Raw genomic sequence first — 17,390 nt, 5'->3', positions numbered from 1 at the left:
CCGGACGGGAGGCCCGTGGCGGGGCCGCCACGGGCCTCCCGTCCGCCCACCGGTCACGTGCCGGGCGCGGGCCGGATCGCGCGCTACGCCGGCTCGAACAGGTGGATGCCGGGGCCGTAGGCGGTGAACACCTGACCGGCGGGGCGGAGCCGCTCGTGGTCACGGTGCTTCTCGCTCGACCACGCGAGGCGGTAGCCGAGCACGTCCTCGCGCACCGGCAGCGTCAGGTCACGGGTGCGCCCGCTGCCGTGCACCACGACCAGCACGCGGTCGTACGGCTCGTGCTCGGGCGTCGACTCGGCGAAGTACTGCAGGACGCGGTGCACCGGCTGGTCCCAGCCCTCGATGGTCATCGGGTGCCCGTCCGGCCCGTACCAGGACATCCGCGAGGCACCCGGGGTCTCCTGCCCCTCGACGCCGAAGCGCGTCGGCCGGAGTGCGGGGTGCGCCTGCCGGAACCGGGCGAGCGCGGCGACGGCCTCGGTCATCGACTCGGCGTCCTCGTCGTCGGACCAGTCCACCGGGGTGAGGTCGTCGGACACGACGTACGCGTTGTTGTTGCCGTGCTGCGTGCGGCTCCGCTCGTCACCCGCGGTGAGCATCGGCACGCCGGCGGAGAGCAGCAGCGTCGCCGCGAGGTTCCGCATCGACCGGCCGCGCGCTGCCCGGACGCCGCGGTCGGCGGTGTCGCCCTCGATGCCGTGGTTGAACGAGCGGTTGTCGTTCGAACCGTCGCGGTTCTCCTCGCCGTTCGCCTCGTTGTGCTTGCCGTCGTACGACACCAGGTCGAGCAGCGTGAAGCCGTCGTGGGCGGTGACGAAGTTGACGCTCGCGAGCGGACCGCGGTCGGCACCGAAGACGTGGCGCGAGCCGGTCAGGGCGCCGGCGAGGGCGCCGATGCCGGTGCGGGGCATGCCGTTGCGGCGTTCCTCGGCGATGTCCGTCAGCCAGAACTGGCGGACCGTGTTGCGGAAGCCGTCGTTCCACTCACTGGTCCGGTCGCCGGCCGCCCCGAACGAGCCGGTCTTCCAACCGTCGGGTCCGACGTCCCACGGTTCGGCGATGACCAGGGTGTCCTGCAGGTCGGGGTGGTTCCGGATCCGCTCGAGCAGGGGGTGCTGCGGATCGAAGACGTGGTGGGCGTCGCGGGCGAGCGCGGCCATCAGGTCGAAGCGGAAGCCGTCGACCTGCACCTCGCGCGCCCAGTAGACCAGGCTGTCGACGATCAGGTCCGCCGTGGACTCCACCGAGGTGTCCAGGGTGTTCCCGCAGCCGGTGGTGTCGTAGTAGGTGTCCCGGAACGGCGGCGCGGCCTGGGTCCACCGGTACCGCTCCGCACCGTCGATGCCGCGCAGGCTGGTGGTGGGCCCGCCGAGGCCCTCTTCCGCCGTGTGGTTGTAGACGACGTCGAGCACCACCTGGATGCCCGCTTCGTGCAGCAGCCGGACCATGCCCTTGAACTCGCGCAGGACCGCGGACGCGCCCTCGGCCCGTGCGGGTGCGGAAGCGTGCGCGGCGTGCGGCGCGAAGAACCCGAGGGTGTTGTAGCCCCAGGCGTTCTCGCGGCCGGCGTCCCGCAACCAGTTCTCGGTGTCGAACGCGTGCACCGGCAGGAGCTCGAGCGTCGTGACACCGATCCGGTGCAGGTGCGCGATGGTGCTCTCGTGCGCCACCCCGGCGTACGTGCCGCGCAGGTGCTCCGGCAGGTGCGGGTTCGCGGCGGTCAGGGTGCGGACGTTCGCCTCGTAGACCACGGCGCGGTCGAGCGGGACCGTGGGCTTGACGACGCCGCCCCAGTCGAAGGCGTCGTCCACGACGACGCTCGTCCAGCGGGGCGTCCCGGCACCGGGTCCCGTCTCGGCGGCGCCGACCGCGCTGATGCCGCGGGCGTACGGGTCGAGCAGGGGCCGGGTCGGGTCGAACTCGTTCCGCGGTCCGACGGGCCCGTCGGCGAGCAGGTGGTACCGGTCGCCCGGGGCGACGCCTGGGGTCTCGGCCGTCCACAGGTCGGTCGCCGGCAGCCGCTCGAGCGGGTACCGGACCGGCTGCCCGCCCGCTCGCTCGACGACCACGACGACGGCCGTGGCGGTGGCGGACCGCAGGGAGAACCGCGGGACGTCGGCCCCGAGGTCGAACCCCGGGGTGTGGTCGATCGCTGTCTCGTGCACCCGACAAGGGTACGAGGACCGACGCGTATCCTGGACACCGCTCGTTCCAGGGGGTGCAGATGCCGGTCTACCTCGACCACGCCGCGACGACGCCGATCCTGCCGGAGGCGCTCGCCGCGTTCACCGACGCGCTCGGAACCGTCGGCAACCCGTCCTCGATCCACAGCGCCGGGCAGCGCGCGAAGATGCTGCTCGAGGACGGTCGCGCCGCGGTCGCCCGGTCGCTCGACGCCGACACCGTCGAGGTCGTGTTCACCTCCGGCGGCACCGAGAGCATCAACCTCGCCGTGAAGGGCCTGTTCTGGGCTCGTCAGCGCGACCGTGCCCGCCCCCGCATCGTCGTGCCGGGGGGCGAGCACCACGCCACCGTCGACACCCTGACCTGGTTGGAGACGCACGAGGGGGCCGTCATCGACGTGGTCCCGTTGGACGCGCAGGGTCGCGTCGACCTCACCGGACTGGAGGCACGGCTCGCCTCCGCCGACGACGTCGCCCTGGTCACGTTCCTGTGGGCGAACAACGAGGTGGGCACCATCCAGCCCGTGGCACGGATCGTGGAGCTGGCGCACGCCGCCGGCGTGCCCGTGCACAGCGACGCCGTCGCCGCCTACGGCCAGGTGCCGGTGTCGTTCGCCGCGTCCGGCCTCGACGCCCTGAGCGTCTCCGCGCACAAGGTCGGCGGACCGGTCGGCATCGGTGCGCTGGTGCTCGGGCGGAAGGCCACCGTCGAGCCCCTCATCCACGGCGGCGGGCAGCAGCGCCAGGTGCGGAGCGGCACCCAGGACGCCCCCGCTGCGGCCTCGTTCGGCGTCGCGGCCACGATGGTCGCCGCCGAACCGATGCCGCACCCGTCGCTCATCGCCCTGCGCGACCGGCTCGTCGCCGGTGTCCGCGCGGCCGTGCCGTCCGCCGTGCTGATGGGGGACCCCGACGACCGGCTGCCCGGCAACGCGCACTTCACGTTCCCGGGCTGCGAGGGCGATTCGCTCCTGTTCCTGCTCGACGCCGCCGGGGTCGCCGTCTCGACCGGATCCGCGTGCCAGGCCGGCGTGCCCGAGGCGTCGCACGTGCTGCTCGCGATGGGCCTGTCGGAGCAGGACGCCCGCGGCGCGCTCCGGATCACGCTCGGGCACACCTCGACCGATGCGGACGTCGACGCCTTCCTGGCGGCGTTGCCCGACGCGGTGGCGCGGGCCGGGGCTGCCGGCATGGCGTCGCGGGAGCCGCTGCTCGGGCGCTAGAGCGCCCTCCGGCGGGGGTGCGACGCCGACGGGCCTGCCGCGCCGGTAGGATCGGTGACCATGGTCGAACTGGACTTCACCGAGCAGCTCTCCGCCCTCCGAGAGACCTTCGGCAACATCCGCTCGGTGGTCGACGTCGACCGCCTGCAGCGTGAGATCGCCGACCTCAGCGAGCAGGCGGGCGCCCAGGACCTCTGGGACGACGTCGAGCACGCGCAGCAGGTGACGAGCGCGCTCTCGCACCGGCAGTCGGAGCTCAAGAAGATCACCGACACCGAGCGTCGCATCGACGACCTCGAGGTGCTCGTCGAGATGGCGAACGAGGGCGACGACCAGGACTCGGCCGACGAAGCCGTCGCCGAGCTCAAGGCGATCCAGAAGACCATGGGCGACCTCGAGGTGCAGACGCTCCTCGACGGCGAGTACGACGACCGCCCCGCCGTGATCACCATCCGTGCCGGGGCCGGTGGCGTCGACGCCGCGGACTTCGCCGAGATGCTCATGCGCATGTACCTGCGGTACGCCGAGCAGCACGGCTTCAAGACCACCGTGATGGAGACGTCCTACGCCGAAGAAGCGGGCATCAAGTCCGCCACGTTCGAGGTCGACGCGCCCCACGCCTTCGGCACCCTGTCGATCGAGGCCGGCACCCACCGACTCGTCCGCATGTCGCCGTTCGGCGCTGCGGGCAAGCGGCAGACCTCGTTCGCCGCGGTCGAGGTCATCCCGCTCATGCCGGAGACGATGGTCATCGACATCCCCGAGAACGACATCCGCGTCGACGTCTTCCGCTCGTCGGGCCCCGGCGGACAGTCCGTCAACACGACCGACTCCGCGGTGCGCCTGACGCACATCCCGACCGGCACCGTCGTCTCGATGCAGAACGAGAAGTCGCAGATCCAGAACCGTGCGGCCGCGATGCGCGTGCTGCAGTCGCGCCTGCTCCTCCTGAAGAAGGAAGAGGAGAACGCGAAGAAGAAGGAGCTCGCCGGCAACATCACGGCGAGCTGGGGCGACCAGATCCGGTCCTACGTGCTGGCGCCGTACCAGATGGTCAAGGACCTGCGGAGCGAGCACGAGGTGAACAACCCCTCAGCCGTGTTCGACGGCGACCTGGACGGGTTCATCAACGCCGGCATCCGCTGGCGCAAGCAATCCGTCGACGCGTAGGGGTTCGTGAGCCGCGCGCCTCGCTTGCTTTCCAAGCGGGGCGACCTACCCTGATCCGGTCATGATCAAATTCGACCAGGTCACCAAGGTCTACTCGGGCAACCCGAGTCCGGCGCTCGACAACCTCACCCTCGAGATCCTCAAGGGCGAGTTCGTGTTCCTCGTGGGCGCCTCGGGTTCCGGCAAGTCCAGCTTCCTGCGCCTCGTGCTCAAGGAGGAGAAGCCCTCCCGCGGCCAGATCCACGTGCTCGGGCAGCGCCTCGGCTCCCTGGCGTCGCGGAAGGTCCCGTACTTCCGGCGCAACCTCGGCGTCGTGTTCCAGGACTTCCGACTCCTTCCGAACAAGAACGTCTTCGACAACGTCGCGTTCTCGCTGCAGGTGATCGGCAAGAGCAAGGGCTTCATCAGCGAGGCCGTCACCGACGTGCTGAAGCTCGTCGGACTCGCGGGCAAGGCGACCCGCATGCCGCACGAGCTCTCCGGCGGTGAGCAGCAGCGCGTGGCGATCGCCCGCGCCGTCGTCAACAAGCCGGCGATCCTGCTGGCCGACGAGCCCACCGGCAACCTGGACCCCACCACGTCCGCCGGCATCATGGCGCTCCTCGAACGCATCAACCAGGGAGGCACCACCGTGCTCATGGCGACCCACGACGCCAGCATCGTGAACCAGATGCAGCGTCGGGTCATCGAGCTGTCGAACGGCACGGTCCTCCGTGACGAGCAGTCCGGTGGCTACCAGACCCAGGCGGTCCCGATCCAGCGCGGCACCGTGTCGAACACCACCGGCATCCAGACCATCCCGGGGCTCATCCGATGAGGCTCGGGCTCGTCATGTCCGAGGTCGGCTCGGGCCTGCGGCGCAACGCGTCGATGGTCGTCTCCGTCGTCCTCGTGACCTTCATCTCGCTCACCTTCGTCGGGACAGCGATCCTGCTCCAGATGCAGATCAACCAGATGAAGGGGTACTGGTACGACCGGGCGCAGGTCGCCGTCTACCTGTGCACCGACACCGACACCACCGGCAACTGCACGGGTGCCAAGGCCACCGAGGACCAGCGGAAGCAGGTCCAGGCCCAGCTCGAGTCGTCCACCCTCAAGCCGTACATCGAGAAGACGTACTACGAGGACCAGGACCAGGCGTTCACCCGCTTCAAGGAGCAGTTCAAGGACTCCGCGGCGACCGAGTTCGTCAAGCCCGAGTACCTCAACGAGACCTTCTGGGTGAACCTGAAGAACCCGTCGCAGGCCGACGTCCTCGTCGAGAGCCTGTCGAAGGTGGCCGGTGTGCAGAGCGTCGTCGACCAACGCGGCTACCTGCAACCGATCTTCAACCTGCTCAACGCGTCGTCGTACACGGCGATCGGCATCGCGGCGCTCATGCTCGTCGCCGCCGTGCTCCTCATCGCGACCACGATCCGGTTGTCCGCCTTCAGTCGCAGGCGAGAGCTCGGCATCATGCGGCTGGTCGGTGCGTCGAACCGGTTCATCCAGACGCCGTTCGTGCTCGAGGGGGTGATCGCCGCCGCCATCGGAGCCGTCCTGGCGGGTGGTGCCATCACCGCGGTGGTGTGGTTCTTCGTCCGGAACTTCCTGGCCGAGCGCTTCACCGGCACGGCGTTCATCGGCATGGGCGACGCGGCCATCGTGGTGCCGTCGGTGATCGTCATCGGGGTGTTGCTCGCCGCGGTGTCGGCGTCGATCGCCATCCGCCGCTACCTCAAGGTCTGATCCGCCGCGCCGGGAAGGTGCGTGAGGCGCCTGCTGTTGGGTAGTCTGTAGGGCTGCGCAGCGCAGTGCCCGGTACGAGAGGAGTCGTCATGGCGAAGGAACGCGGTGAGAAGATCGTCGCGACGAACCGTCGCGCCCGACACGACTACCTCATCGAGGACACGTACGAGGCCGGCATGGTCCTGTCCGGCACCGAGGTGAAGTCCCTGCGCATGGGTCGTGCCTCGTTGGTCGACGGGTACGCCTACATCGACCGGGGTGAAGCCTGGATCGATGCGGTGCACATCCCCGAGTACACCGAGGGCACCTGGAACAACCACGCACCTCGGCGCAAGCGCAAGCTGCTCCTCCACAAGCAGCAGATCGTGAAGATCTCGCACAAGACGGCCCAGGGCGGCTACACCCTCGTGCCGCTGCAGATCTACTTCCACGACGGTCGGGCCAAGATCGAGATCGCGGTCGCCAAGGGCAAGCGCGAGTTCGACAAACGTCAGGCCATGCGGGAGAAGACCGACAAGCGTGAGGCCGAGCGGGCCATGCGCACGAAGAACCGCGTCGGCGAGTAGCGGCCTCACACCTCGGTCAGCTAGACTGTGGGACTGCTCCGATCGGAGCAGCGGCAACACAACTCAACAGCGTGACAGCGGCTCGCACGTCCGGCCCGCATGGGGATGATCGGTTTCGACATTGCCTGTGTGCCGACGGGAAGCGGGCCGAGGACCCACGGTTATCTCGTGAACGATCCGTGGAAAACAACAAGTGCCAATTCCAAGCGCACTGACTTCGCTCTCGCTGCGTAAGCAGCCCAGCACATGAAGTCCGTCGGCCAGGTGACCGTCCCCTAACCTGATCCCGGCGTCATCCAGAGGACTTGCTGCACGGTTGCGCCTCAGGGCCGTGCGGGACTTGCACTGAGACTGGGCCCGTCGTCCTAGAAGCCGGTAGCAAAGGACGGGGCCGAGCAGAACGAACTATCCGGATACGCCCGTAGAAGACGTCGAATTGCAGCGATGGACGGGGGTTCGATTCCCCCCATCTCCACCATTCGCCGGTCGTCGAGCCGCTGTCACCACCTGTTGCACGAACGCCCCGTCACCGTCCCTGGACGATGCCGGGGCGTTCGCTGTCTCGCCACGTCAGGGGACTACGCTCCGGAGGAGGCGCAGGGAAACGCTCGCGCCGACCCCGAACGGAAGGCCCCCACGTGGTGCAGGAGATCGCGATCCGAGTCCGTCTGCGCGAGCAGGAGCGAGTGGTGCTCGCCGACTACGAGCGGATCGTCGGGTCCGTCGCGACGGTCGCTGCCCTCGTCGCCTGGCTGCCCACGCCCGACGCCCGCCTGGTCGTCCGCGGCCGGGGTGCCGAACCCGTCCGCCTCGAGACCGTCACCTACGGTTCGGTCGTCGAGATGCTCGTCGTGCTCGACCAGCGTTCGGCTGCTGTCGAACGGGGTGCAGCAGCGATCGCGGCGCTGATCGAGTCGGTGCGGCACGAGCACGTCGCCGATGACGTGGCCGGGGTCGCCGGTGAGCTGGACCGCCTGGACCGCGCTGCACCGCGTGGACGGTCGGTCGTCGAGCGCACGCTCCGCACGTTCATCGAGGGTGCGCGCGCCGACGTCCTGGCACGCAAGACCACGACCCGGGTGCGGACCGCGCAGGCGCTGTTGCGGCTCGCTGAGGACGACGCCGTGCTCACCGTTGAGCGGGTGACGGACGCGCTCGCGCCCGTGCTCGAGGAACACGCGGTCGACGTCGCGCTGGACACGGGTTCCGCCGTGGTCGTCGAGCCGATCGACGGGGTCGAGTCGCCGGAGCAGGCACCGGTCCTGCCGTTGCCCTCGGGGGAAGCGAAGCCGAAGCAGCAGAAGGGCGACCGCGAGAAGCAGAAGAAGGACGACAAGAAGCCGTCCGACAAGAAGGACAACGGCAAGAAGAAGTCCGACAAGAAGAAGAAGTCGGACAAGAAGGACGACGGCAAGAAGAAGAAGTCCAAGAAGTAGCAGCCTGAGTGCTTATACAGCACAATTGTTTCCGGCATGTTAAAGAATCCGGCCAAGTCGCTGTCCTGGTGCCAGAGTCGATGAGCGCGACCCCCGTTCGTGGGGTCCGCTCACTCGACGGGAGCAGCAGTGGCTACAACGACGACGACGACGTTGCCGGACTCCGGCCTCAAGCGGAACGTGGGCTTCATCGGGCTCATCTGGGCCTCGACAGGGTCGATCATCGGCTCCGGGTGGCTCTTCGGGTCGCAGGAGGCCCTGAAGACCGCCGGCCCGGCCGCGATCATCTCGTGGCTCATCGGCGGTGTGGCGATCCTCGTCCTCGCCCTCGTGCACGCCGAACTCGGCGGCATGTTCCCGATCGCGGGCGGGACGGCCAGGTTCCCGCACATCGCGTTCGGCGGCATCGCCGGTGCGTCGTTCGGCTGGTTCTCCTGGTTGCAGTCCGTGACCGTCGCCCCGATCGAGGTCGAGGCGATGATCAAATACGCGCAGCACTGGCAGTTCGCGCACCCGTGGCTGCACACCACGACGGTGGACGGGGAGACGCAGCAGCTGCTCACCGGCGCGGGCATCGCGGTCGCCGTCGTCCTCATGGCGGTGGTCACCGTGATCAACCTGCTCAGCGTCCGGATCCTCGCGAACACGAACTCGGCGGCGACGTGGTGGAAGGTCGCCATCCCGCTGCTGGTCATCGTCGTGCTGGCGTTCAGCGGGTTCCACGGCTCGAACTTCACGGCGGCCGACGGCTTCATGCCCGAGGGGGCCAAGGGGGTCCTGGCGGCCGTGTCCACCTCCGGCATCATCTTCGCCTTCCTCGGCTTCGAGCAGGCCGACCAGCTCGCGGGTGAGGCGAAGAACCCGCGACGGGACATCCCGCGCGCCGTCATCGGCTCCGTGCTCATCGGGCTGGTGATCTACCTGCTGCTGCAGGTCGTGTTCCTCGGGGTGCTCCGGTCGGATGCGATCCAGGGGTCCTGGGCCACCGCCGACTTCACGAAGTACACGGGGCCGTTCGCCGACATCGCGATGGCCGCGGGCATCACCTGGCTGGCGGTGGTCATCTTCATCGACGCGATCATCTCGCCCGCGGGGACCGGGCTGATCTACGTGACCGCGACGAGCCGCATCTCCTACGGACTCAGTCGCAACGGGTACTTCCCGAAGGCGTTCGAGTGGACGACGAAGCAGGGTGTGCCGTGGGTCGGGCTCGTCACGGCGTTCGTCGTCGGTTGCGCGTGCTTCGCACCGTTCCCCTCGTGGCAGGGGCTGGTGAGCCTCATCACCAGCGCGTCGGTCCTGATGTACGCCGGCGCCCCGTTGGCGCTCGGGGCTTTCCGGAAGCGGATCCCGGAGATCGAGCGCCCCTACCGCATGCCCGCCGCCGCGGTGCTGTCGCCGATCGCGTTCATCGTCGCGAACCTCATCATCCTGTGGACCGGGTGGGACACCGACTGGAAGCTCGGCGTCGCGATCCTCATCGGTGCCGTGGTGATCATCCTGAACAACGTGTTCCGCGGTGCCTCGAGCGTCCGGCCGCGCTGGGACTGGAAGGCGGCGCAGTGGCTGCTGCCCTACCTGATCGGCATGGGGCTCATCGTGTTCCTCAGTGACTTCGGTCCGCTGACGCACCCGGTGTTCCCGCTGTGGATCGACATCGTCGTCGTCGCGGTGTTCTCGCTGGTGATCTACTACTGGGCGATCAACTCCGCTTCGGACCGTGCGGAGATCCTCCGCACGGCCGACGACGTGCGTGACGTCGAGGAATCAGGCGTGGTCGAGCCGGTCCACCACTAGAAGTCGAACAGGTTCGCCCGGATGCCCCCGGCGCCGTACTCCCGCCGCAGGAGCCCACGGCGCCGGAGCACCGGCACCAGGTCGCCGAACATCCGGTGGATCTGCGCCGGGTGCAGGTCGCCCGAGAAGATGATGCCGTCGTTGTCCGCGTCCGACCCGAGCTCCTCGATGAAGTCGGCGAACTCGTCGGCGGTGCCGACGAAGCCCTCGCGCGAGGACACCCGCCCCTTGCGGGCCTTGCGTTCCAGGAGCGCGCGCAGGGGAGCGTCCGGGGTGTCGCCGAGCAGCCCGCGGATCGTGCCGGCGGAGACGTGGTCGCCGAAGGTCCCGTCCGGCACGGGCGCGTCGAGGTCGAGCGCGAGCAGGTCCGTCTCGGAGTCGCTCGACCACGCGATCGCCGCGGTCCGCAGGTCGTCGTCGGACGGGTGCCGGGACGCCTCGACGATCCGGTCGGCCTCGTCGGACGACGAGACGATCTCGGGCTTGAGGACGAACAGGATGCGCAGGTCGGCGGCCGTGCGTCCGGCGGCCTGCGCTGCGGCGATCACGCGACCGCGGTAGTCCGCCACCGCGGCGGCCGACAGGGGCGCGAGCGCGAGTTGCACGTCCGAGTGGGTGCCGGCGAACGCGAGGCCCCGACCGGAGCCACCGGGGGAGACGACCACCGGGTCCGAGTCGAGCGGCAGCGCGTTGAGCGGGCCGTCGGCGGTGAAGTACGCGCCCTCGTGGTGGAAGGCATCGAGCGCGTCCCCGTCGGCGAAACTCCAGTCGGAGGGGTCCCCGACGTACCCGGACGACCCCCACGACCCCCAGAGCCGGCGGAGCAGCGTGATCCACTCCTCGGCCCGGTCGTACGCCTGGTCGTGCGGCAGCGGCGGCAGACCGGCGTGCCGGGCACTGCCGACGTCGGTCACGACGTTGATGCCGAGCCGCTCGGAGGACAGGTGCGCCAGCGTGGCGAACTGTCGTGCAGCCAGGTACGGCGGCGTGAAGCCGGCGTTCACGGTCGGCGCGATGCCGATGTGCGAGGTCGCCGCGAACAGGTACGGCGCGAGCAGCAACGGGTCGTGCTTCGGGCCGCCGTACGCCTGGCGGATGCGCAGGTCGAGCGTCGACGGGTTGCCGAGCGAGATGGCGTCCTCCGCGATCACCAGGTCCATGCCGGCCTGCTCGAGCGTGCGGACGGACTGCTGGTACAGGTCGGGCTTGGTCCAGTCGTGGCCCCAGTCCCAGTCCGAGCGCCCCCACGCCTGCGGGCCGAACCCGCGTGAGAAGAAGTACCCGAAGTGTTGCGGTCGTGCCATCGTCTAGAGCTCCTCCGAGATCACGTGCGTGCCCGGGACCGAGTGTTCCAGGGACGCACGCTCCGCGTCGGACGCGTCACGGGCCTCCAGACCGACTCTGCCGTCTGCAGAACGCAACGCGGCGAACCCGCGTTCCAGGTCGCGGAGCAGGTCCGCGACGTCCTCGATGCCGACCGACAGTCGGATCAGGCCGTCGTCGATGCCCTGGTCGGCGCGCTCCGCGGCGGTCTTGCCGGCGTGCGTCGTCGTCGCGGGGTGCAGGATCAGCGAGCGGACGTCGCCCAGGTGGGTCATCCGGCTGAACAGCTGGACGCTGTCGATGAAGGTGTGCGCGGCGGCTTCGCCGCCCGCCAGCGTGAACGCGAAGACGGAGCCGGCTCCGCGCGGCAGGTAGCGCTGGGCGAGGTCGTGGAACGGACTGGAGGCCAGACCCGCGTGGTCGACGCTCGTCACCTCCGGCTGTGCTTCCAACCACTGCGCCACCGCCAGCGCGTTCGCGCTGTGGCGTTCCACGCGCAGGCTCAGCGTCTCGATGCCCTGACGGATCAGGAACGCGTTGAACGGCGACGGGGTCGGGCCGATGCGCGAGGCGACGACGTCACGCGCGAAGACGACGAACGCCCGGTTGCCGTAGCGCTCGACGTAGCTGTCGCCGCCGAGCGACCGCTCCGGGCTGGTGAGGTGCTGCCAGCGCTCGGGGGAGGCGGACCAGTCGAACGTGCCGCCGTCGACGACCACGCCGCCGAGGCCCGCGCCGTGGCCGGACAGGAACTTCGATGCCGAGTGGATGACGATGTCGGCGCCGTGCTCGACCGGGCGGACCAGGTACGGCGTCGCCAGGGTGTTGTCCACGATCAAGGGGACCCCGGCACGGTGCGCGGTGTCGGCGACGCCGGTGATGTCGAGGACGTCGTTCTTCGGGTTCGGGATCGTCTCGGCGAAGAACGCCTTCGTGTTCGGGCGGACGAGCCGCGCCCACTCGTCGAGGTCGCGCTGGTCGGCGACGAAGTCGACCTCGATGCCGAGGCGGCCGAGGTTCTGCACGAGCAGCCCCTTGGTGCCCTCGTAGATGCTGCGGGCGGCGACGACGTGGTCGCCGGCCTGCAGGAGCCCGAGGAACGCGATGGTGGCGGCCGCCTGGCCACTGCCGACCAGGATCGCCTCGACGCCCCGCTCGAGCAGGGCGACGCGGCGCTCGACGTCGGCGTTCGTCGGGTTGCCGAGGCGGGTGTAGGTGTAGCCGTCCTCGGTGCCGGCGAAGCGGTCGCGCGCCTGGTCGAAGTCGTCGAAGAGGAAGCCGGAGGACATGTGGATGGCCGGGATCCGTGCGCCGTGCCCTGCGTCGGGCACGAAGCCGCCGTGCACCTGTTCGGTCGAGAAACCGTGATCGTCGTTCGCCATGGGACACCTCCGGGAGTCGTCTGGCGGTAGCCTCGCAGCCTTCGCTGCGTGGACAGGCGATTGCGGCGTTCCGTTACGCGGAACCGGGGTGCGGTGGGGTCGCGGCGGGGCCCTGGCGGCTGCCACGATGGGGGCATGGCGACCGACGAAGCGACCCTGATCATCCGCGATGTCCGTCCGTGGGGTGGTGCACGGTCGGACATCCGGGTGGCGGACGGCCGCATCGTCTCGGTCACCGCGACCGGAGCGGGCGACGGCGTCGCGGGCGGTGCCAGTGCCAGTGGCGGTGCCGGTGCCGGTGCCGGTGCTGGTGCTCGGGTCGTCGACGGGCGCGGCCAGCTCGCGCTGCCGGGGCTCGTCAACACGCACGCCCACGTCGACAAGAGCTGGTGGGGGCACGAGTGGGAGTCGTACGGCGGCGAGCCCGGCACGCAGGGGCGCATCGCGCACGAACGGGCTCGGCGTGACGCCCTCGGGATCCCGAGCGAACCCGTCGCCACGCGGGTGCTGCGCGAAGGGCTGCGCACCGGCACCACCCGGGTCCGCACGCACGTCGACGTCGACCTCGGCGTCGGGCTGCGGGGGATCGAGGCCGTGCGTGCGGCGGCCGACGCGCTCGACGGTGCGGTCGAGGTGTCGATCGTCGCCTTCCCGCAGGACGGCGTGCTGCGGCGGCCCGGTGTGCTCGACCTGCTGCGGCAGGCGGCGACGGCCGGAGCGGACCACATCGGCGGGCTCGACCCGTCGCTCATCGACCGCGACCCGGTCGGGCAGCTCGACGGCCTGTTCGCCATCGCCGCCGACACCGGGTGCGGCATCGACATCCACCTGCACGAGCCCGCCGAGCTCGGTGCGTTCGCGTTCGACCTGGTGCTCGACCGGGTGGAGCGGCTCGGCATCGCACCGGGCAGGGTCAACATCGCCCACGGGTTCGCGATCGTCGACGTCGATCCCGTGCGTCGCCGCGACCTGCTCGCCCGGATGGCGTCGCTCGGCGTCACGATGACCACCGTCGCCCCGGTGCGGATGCGACAGCTTCCCCTGCACGAGTTCGACGAGGCCGGCGTGCGGTTCGGCTTCGGCACCGACGGCATCCGTGACCTGTGGAGCCCCTACGGCGACGGGGACCTGCTCGGCATCGCGTGGCAGTACGCGCGGGCCGGCGGTGTGGTGCGGGACGAGGACCTGACCCGCGTGGTGGAGGTCGCCACGCGCGACGGTGCCCGGTTCGTCACCGACGAGGCGCACGACCTCGTGGCGGGGGCGCGTGCCGACGTGGTGCTGCTCGACGCCGAGAACCCGCTGGACGCCCTGGTGCGACGGGTGCCGCGGTCGCTCGTCGTCGCCGGCGGCCGGGTGTTCGACCCCGCCGAGCTCGCGCAGCGCCCCTGGGAGTAAGCGCGGGGCTGCGCACCCGTTCTGCGACATTGCACCAGTCGATCACCGCGTGGATCGTCGCGGACGTGGTGCGAGCACGATCTGGCATCGTCAGAAGAGTGCGCGCACGCCCGCCACCACGGTGTCCCAGACCTCGAGCAGCGGGACCCGTGCGAGCCACACCGCGAGGCCGTTCACCAGCACGAACAGCACGAACCAGACCCCGGCCGGCACGCGCATCTCGGCCGCGGCGATGTGGAAGTCCGTCTGCACGCGGGCGCCGGTGAGCAGCCACCGTGCGACCTGCACGACGGACCGCAGTCCGTCGACGACGAAGAACGCCCCGACCGCGGCGACCACGAGCACCGTGGTCTCGGACGGACGCAGTGCCACCCACAGCGCCAGGACGTCGAACCCGAGCACGACGAGCAGCCCGAACCAGTTCCGCACGAACACCAGCGCCACGAGCCCGATGACCCCGAGCACGGCGACGGGCAGCCACCGCGAGCCGTGCAGCACCCCGGTCACCAGCAGCACCCCGGCCCAGAGCGGCGCGCTGTACCCGGCGTAGAGGTTGAGGATCCGGACGAGCCAGCGGATGCCGCCAGGGACCCGGCCGAGCTGTACCCAGGCCTCGCCGGAGCCGTCCGGGTGCAGGTCGATGCGCTGGATGCGGCCGCCGAACGGGACGACGACGATGCAGTGTCCGACCTCGTGGGCGATGGTCGCGGCGATCCGGGCGACGCGTCCGACGAGCGGCAGGAACGGCAGGAGCGCGCCGACGACGAGCGCGACGAACACGAGGGGCGGGGCTGCGGTGGTCAAGGGACCAGCATCGCAGTCGTGTCCCGCGAACTGCCCGAGACCCGGCGGCCAGGACGATGTGGAACGACATCCTCGAGGTCGTACGACATCGAGAACGTCGATCCGAGTCGGCGCCCGGCCCGCGCGCGCCGAGTCGACGCCCGCCCGCCCGCCCGCGCCCGCCCCGGCTCAGCCCAGGACGGTCGGCCCGGCCACCACGACGACGAGCACCGTCGTCATGGCGATCGCGAACGCCGTGAGCACGACCAGGAACGTCGTCAGGTGGTTCATCCGGCCGCGCATCACTCGACCGTCACCGACTTCGCCAGGTTGCGCGGCTTGTCGACGTCGCAGCCGAGCTGCAGCGCGAGTTCGCGGGCGAGCATCTGCAGCGGCACGACGGCCTCGAGCGGACCCCACGGCGCCGCCATCGCGCCCCAGGCGAGTCCGCCGGTGCCGCGGCTACCGAGCGCCGGGATGTCGGAGCCTTCGCCGCCGATGGTGATGACGAACCCGCCGCGGGCCCGGACCTCGGCGATCGCCGACTGGATCTTCGGCTCGCCGTGGTCGATCACGACGACGGGGGTGCCCTCGTCGACGAGGGCGAGCGGACCGTGCTTCAGCTCGCCCGCGGGGTACGCCTCGGCCCAGCGGTAGCTGAGCTCCTTGAGCTTGAGTGCGCCCTCGGCGGCGTACGGCAGGCCGGCACCGCGGCCGAGGAACAGGAAGCCGGTGGCCTCCTTCACGCTCGACACCAGGAGCGGCATCCGGTCGGCGGACACCTGCGTGGCGTGCTCGATGCGTGCCGGCAGGTCGAGCAGTTCGTCGACGAGTGCGTGGGCACGTGCGACCTCGATGCGGCCGGACGCCACGAGCGCGGAGATCACCGCGGCGACGCCGACGACGACCTGCGCGGTGAACGTCTTCGTCGCGGCGACGCCGATCTCCGGACCGGCGTGGCAGTCGAGCACGGCGTCGGCGCGACGGGCGAGCGAGGAGTGCATGTTGTTCGTGAGCGCGAGCACCGGGTGGCGGTCCTCGAAGCGGTCGAGCGCGCGGAGGACGTCGGCGGTCTCGCCGGACTGGCTGATCGCGACGACCAGGGTGTCGGGGCCGAGGACGGCCTGGTCGGCCTCGCTGGCGACGACGATGTCGGTGGGGACGCCGCCGATGCCGCGCAGCGCGGTGGCGATCACCTGGCCGGCGTTGAGCGAGGTGCCGCAGGCGACGATCGCCAGGCGCTGGAAGGCGGGCAGCCCGAGGCCGACCCACATGCTGCCGTCCGCGGTGCGGCGGGCGATGCGGTCCAGGATCGTGCTGACGACGTCGGCCTGCTCGCCGATCTCCTTCGCCATGTGGTCGGGGTGGTCGCCGAGGTCCAGCGCGGTGGCGGCGAACGGCGACGGGGTGGGGAACGGCACGGGGACGGTGATCCCGTTCGACGACCAGGTCCAGGCCTCGCCGAGCTCGACGACGTCACCGTCGCGGAGCGCCACGAAGGTCTCGCACCACTCGGCGATCGCACCGATGTCGCTCGCCACGAAGTCGCCGCGGGCGGACCGGGCGACGACGAGCGGGGAACGGTCCGCGGCCACGACCATCCGCCCGTCGCGGGCGTCGAGGACGACGATCGCCCACGACCCCTCGAGCTGCGCGGTCGCGATCTGCACGGCGAGCATCAGGTCCGGGTCGACGGCCAGGGCACGCTCGACGAGGTGCGCGATGACCTCGGAGTCGACCTCGGAGCGGAACCGGTGGCCCTGCGCCGTGAGCATGTCACGCAGGCGGTCGGCGTTCTCGATGATGCCGTTGTGCACGATGCTGATCCGGCGCGAGCAGTCGGCGTGCGGGTGGGCGTTCGCCTCGCGCACGGCACCGTGCGTGGCCCAGCGGGTGTGGCCGATGCCGACGCCGGTCAGAGCGTCGCCGGACCGGGCGGCGACGAGCGTGCGCAGGTCCCCGACGCGGGAGACCGAGCGGATCGTCTCGGTGCGTCCGGCGGCGGTCCGGACGGCGATGCCGGCGGAGTCGTAGCCGCGGTACTCGAGTCGTTCGAGTCCGTCGAGCAGGTAGGGCGTCGCGTCGTCAGACACGCGGGCCGCGATGATGCCGCACATCGGCTGTCCCTTCGGGGGAACGGGGTGGGGGAGTGGAGCGGGGTTCGGCACCGACCGCCGTCGGGTCTGCCGCGCGTCCGGGCCCTCGCGGTCCTGACCGGCGCCCGTCCTCGGATCAGGCGAGGACGGACGACGGAGTGGGTGGGCCACGAGGTTCGGGTACCGGACGGGGTACCGCGGTCTGGCCCCTCGGGAGGGGCACGGCGGTCGGTGCATGAGAAGCCTCACCCGGCGACGCCGCCACGGCAACAGTCGTCGACTGCTCTTGCGGTTCCCCGCGT

The 17,390-nt window shown here is 70.6% G+C and carries 14 protein-coding genes and 1 other RNA gene; 9 read left to right on the top strand and 6 right to left on the bottom strand.

All coding sequences use genetic code 11. The features are described 5' to 3' along the window. Positions 1-83 precede the first annotated feature (83 nt). Complete coding sequence (locus EDF48_RS10380) at positions 84-2,168, bottom strand: alpha-amylase family glycosyl hydrolase (protein WP_131879798.1); 2,085 nt, start codon at positions 2,166-2,168, stop codon at positions 84-86. 59 nt (positions 2,169-2,227) lie between these two features. Between EDF48_RS10380 and EDF48_RS10375 the strand changes: the two genes are divergently transcribed. The 8 genes from EDF48_RS10375 (at position 2,228) to EDF48_RS10340 (ending at position 10,106) form a co-directional block, all read left to right on the top strand. Continuing rightward, complete coding sequence (locus tag EDF48_RS10375; RefSeq protein ID WP_131879797.1) at positions 2,228-3,409, top strand: cysteine desulfurase family protein; 1,182 nt, start codon at positions 2,228-2,230, stop codon at positions 3,407-3,409. A gap of 60 nt (positions 3,410-3,469) precedes the next feature. Continuing rightward, a complete protein-coding gene (prfB, locus tag EDF48_RS10370) occupies positions 3,470-4,579 on the top strand; it encodes a peptide chain release factor 2 (protein WP_111086442.1) in 1,110 nt (369 codons plus the stop codon). 61 nt (positions 4,580-4,640) lie between these two features. Continuing rightward, positions 4,641-5,396: a cell division ATP-binding protein FtsE gene (gene ftsE, locus EDF48_RS10365; protein ID WP_111086441.1), complete on the top strand. Its 756-nt coding sequence runs from the start codon at positions 4,641-4,643 to the stop codon at positions 5,394-5,396. Further along, a complete protein-coding gene (gene ftsX, locus EDF48_RS10360; protein WP_111086440.1) occupies positions 5,393-6,307 on the top strand; it encodes a permease-like cell division protein FtsX in 915 nt (304 codons plus the stop codon). The genes ftsE and ftsX overlap by 4 nt, the downstream gene beginning before the upstream one ends. A gap of 89 nt (positions 6,308-6,396) precedes the next feature. After that, on the top strand, positions 6,397-6,873 hold the full coding sequence (gene smpB, locus EDF48_RS10355; protein ID WP_123294782.1) for an SsrA-binding protein SmpB: 477 nt from the start codon (positions 6,397-6,399) through the stop codon (positions 6,871-6,873). Between the two features lie 101 nt (positions 6,874-6,974). Beyond that, positions 6,975-7,351: a transfer-messenger RNA gene (gene ssrA, locus EDF48_RS10350) on the top strand. Positions 7,352-7,511: 160 nt separating this feature from the next. Further along, entirely contained in the window at positions 7,512-8,309 is a 798-nt protein-coding gene (locus EDF48_RS10345; RefSeq protein WP_131879795.1) for a hypothetical protein, read from the top strand. A 129-nt stretch (positions 8,310-8,438) separates the two neighbouring features. After that, the gene (locus tag EDF48_RS10340) at positions 8,439-10,106 is read left to right on the top strand and encodes an APC family permease (RefSeq protein ID WP_207913247.1); all 1,668 of its coding nucleotides are present in this window, start codon (positions 8,439-8,441) and stop codon (positions 10,104-10,106) included. Here the strand turns inward: EDF48_RS10340 and EDF48_RS10335 are convergent. Both EDF48_RS10335 and EDF48_RS10330 read right to left on the bottom strand, forming a co-directional pair. Further along, complete coding sequence (locus EDF48_RS10335) at positions 10,103-11,410, bottom strand: LLM class flavin-dependent oxidoreductase (protein WP_131879793.1); 1,308 nt, start codon at positions 11,408-11,410, stop codon at positions 10,103-10,105. The two genes, EDF48_RS10340 and EDF48_RS10335, sit on opposite strands and share 4 nt — an antisense overlap. A gap of 3 nt (positions 11,411-11,413) precedes the next feature. After that, entirely contained in the window at positions 11,414-12,811 is a 1,398-nt protein-coding gene (locus tag EDF48_RS10330) for a PLP-dependent transferase (RefSeq protein ID WP_131879791.1), read from the bottom strand. Between the two features lie 135 nt (positions 12,812-12,946). Here EDF48_RS10330 and EDF48_RS10325 point away from each other — a divergent pair, with 135 nt between their 5' ends. Next, a complete protein-coding gene (locus tag EDF48_RS10325) occupies positions 12,947-14,209 on the top strand; it encodes an amidohydrolase family protein (RefSeq protein ID WP_131879789.1) in 1,263 nt (420 codons plus the stop codon). 90 nt (positions 14,210-14,299) lie between these two features. Here EDF48_RS10325 and EDF48_RS10320 read toward each other — a convergent pair whose 3' ends face one another. From EDF48_RS10320 to glmS, 3 genes are all read right to left on the bottom strand, one after another. Continuing rightward, positions 14,300-15,013: a M50 family metallopeptidase gene (locus tag EDF48_RS10320; protein WP_165900965.1), complete on the bottom strand. Its 714-nt coding sequence runs from the start codon at positions 15,011-15,013 to the stop codon at positions 14,300-14,302. A gap of 168 nt (positions 15,014-15,181) precedes the next feature. Next, the gene (locus EDF48_RS19435) at positions 15,182-15,295 is read right to left on the bottom strand and encodes a Rax2 family protein (RefSeq protein ID WP_240347339.1); all 114 of its coding nucleotides are present in this window, start codon (positions 15,293-15,295) and stop codon (positions 15,182-15,184) included. Next, positions 15,295-17,109: a glutamine--fructose-6-phosphate transaminase (isomerizing) gene (gene glmS, locus EDF48_RS10315; protein ID WP_123294776.1), complete on the bottom strand. Its 1,815-nt coding sequence runs from the start codon at positions 17,107-17,109 to the stop codon at positions 15,295-15,297. Before glmS ends, EDF48_RS19435 begins: the two co-directional genes overlap by 1 nt. Positions 17,110-17,390 lie beyond the last annotated feature (281 nt).

Source organism: Curtobacterium sp. PhB191, from assembly GCF_004346515.1.
In the GTDB taxonomy this organism is placed as follows: domain Bacteria; phylum Actinomycetota; class Actinomycetes; order Actinomycetales; family Microbacteriaceae; genus Curtobacterium.
Note: the sequence above shows the minus strand (reverse complement) of the source record. Positions and strands in the feature narration are given on the sequence as shown.

Bases quoted from the DNA above. Each gene is read 5' to 3' on its own strand.
- EDF48_RS10375 (WP_131879797.1), top strand. From the start codon at position 2,228: ATGCCGGTCTACCTCGACCACGCCGCGACGACGCCGATCCTGCCGGAG.
- prfB (WP_111086442.1), top strand. From the start codon at position 3,470: ATGGTCGAACTGGACTTCACCGAGCAGCTCTCCGCCCTCCGAGAGACC.
- ftsE (WP_111086441.1), top strand. From the start codon at position 4,641: ATGATCAAATTCGACCAGGTCACCAAGGTCTACTCGGGCAACCCGAGT.
- ftsX (WP_111086440.1), top strand. From the start codon at position 5,393: ATGAGGCTCGGGCTCGTCATGTCCGAGGTCGGCTCGGGCCTGCGGCGC.
- smpB (WP_123294782.1), top strand. From the start codon at position 6,397: ATGGCGAAGGAACGCGGTGAGAAGATCGTCGCGACGAACCGTCGCGCC.
- EDF48_RS10335 (WP_131879793.1), bottom strand. From the start codon at position 11,410: ATGGCACGACCGCAACACTTCGGGTACTTCTTCTCACGCGGGTTCGGC.
- EDF48_RS10330 (WP_131879791.1), bottom strand. From the start codon at position 12,811: ATGGCGAACGACGATCACGGTTTCTCGACCGAACAGGTGCACGGCGGC.
- EDF48_RS10325 (WP_131879789.1), top strand. From the start codon at position 12,947: ATGGCGACCGACGAAGCGACCCTGATCATCCGCGATGTCCGTCCGTGG.
- EDF48_RS19435 (WP_240347339.1), bottom strand. From the start codon at position 15,295: ATGCGCGGCCGGATGAACCACCTGACGACGTTCCTGGTCGTGCTCACG.
- glmS (WP_123294776.1), bottom strand. From the start codon at position 17,109: ATGTGCGGCATCATCGCGGCCCGCGTGTCTGACGACGCGACGCCCTAC.